General features: G+C 60.1%; 1 protein-coding gene. It reads left to right on the top strand.

Going from position 1 to position 1,225, the window contains the following annotated elements:
• A protein-coding gene (locus QUA42_RS27585) for an IS3 family transposase (protein WP_333141869.1) occupies positions 1-1,225 on the top strand; the annotation gives its coding sequence in 2 pieces (ribosomal slippage) (positions 1-421 and positions 421-1,225; 1,226 coding nt annotated over the 2 pieces). This gene is flagged as partial in the annotation.

The following is a 1,225-nucleotide window of genomic DNA, read 5'->3' as shown; positions in this document are numbered from 1 at the left end:
TCTTCAGGTGCACGAGCGATAGCCTTGCGTTACGGGCTGGACCACGGAACAGTGCGCCGCTGGGTGGAAGGGTATCGCCTGCATGGAATCGAAGGGCTGCGCAAGAAGTTCAGCCACTACGACGAGCAGTTCAAGCTGGACGTGCTGCGCCGGATGTGGCGCGAGGAACTGTCGTGCCGCCAGGTGACTGCGCTGTTCGACATACGCGGTGGGCAGGGCGTCGTATCGGCCTGGGAGCGTCAGTATCATGAGGGCGGAATAGATGCCCTTAAGTCCAAACGACGAGGCGGCCCGAAGTTGATGACAGCGCCCAAGCCACCCGATCCCCCACCACCACATGCCAACGATGCGAGCACGCTGGACGCGCTGCGCAAGGAAAACGAACACCTGCGCGCGGAGGTGGCGTACCTAAAAAAATTGGATGCCTTGGTTCGAGTGAATCGGCAAGCTGCGCAGAAAAAGCGCAAGCCGTGATCGAACTGAGGCAGGACTACCCGTTGCCCGCGCTGCTCAAGGCCGCAGGGCTCTCGCGCAGCACGTTCTACTACCAGGCCAAAGTGCTTGAGGCCGGCGACAGGTACGCTGGGTTGAAGGCTCGTATCCGTGCCATCTACGAGCGCCACAAGGGCCGCTACGGATATCGGCGCATCACTGCCGCCCTTTGCCATGCAGGCGAGGCCATCAACCACAAGACCGTGCAGCGTCTGATGCACGATCTTGGCCTGAAATCCCTGGTGCGACCCAAGAAGTACCGCTCCTACCGTGGCCAGCTCGCTGCGGCTCCCAATCTGCTGAATCGGCAATTCGATGCCAACGGGGCGAACCAGAAATGGGTGACCGATGTGACCGAATTCAATGTCGGGGGCAACAAGCTCTACCTGTCCCCAGTGATGGACCTCTACAACGGAGAAATAGTGGCCTACGAGATGCTCGAGCGCCCCGTCTTCGCGCTGGTGGGGCGCATGCTGAAGAAAGCACTGGCCCGGCTTTCGGACCGGGAGAGGCCCTTGCTGCACTCCGATCAGGGCTGGCAGTACCAGATGCCCGCCTACAGGCGCCAACTCATCGATCATGGACTGAGCCAAAGCATGTCGCGCAAGGGCAACTGTCTGGACAATGCAGCGATGGAAAGCTTCTTCGGCACGCTAAAAAGCGAGTTCTTCTACCTCAACGAATTCGCAAGCATCGAGCAACTCCAGCACGGCCTGCATCGCTACATCCACTA

It is taken from the genome of Microcoleus sp. Pol11C2, assembly GCF_036701505.1.
Lineage (GTDB): Bacteria > Cyanobacteriota > Cyanobacteriia > Cyanobacteriales > Microcoleaceae > Microcoleus.
The sequence above is the reverse complement of the archived record's forward strand: the minus strand, read 5'-3'. Positions and strand labels throughout refer to the sequence as shown.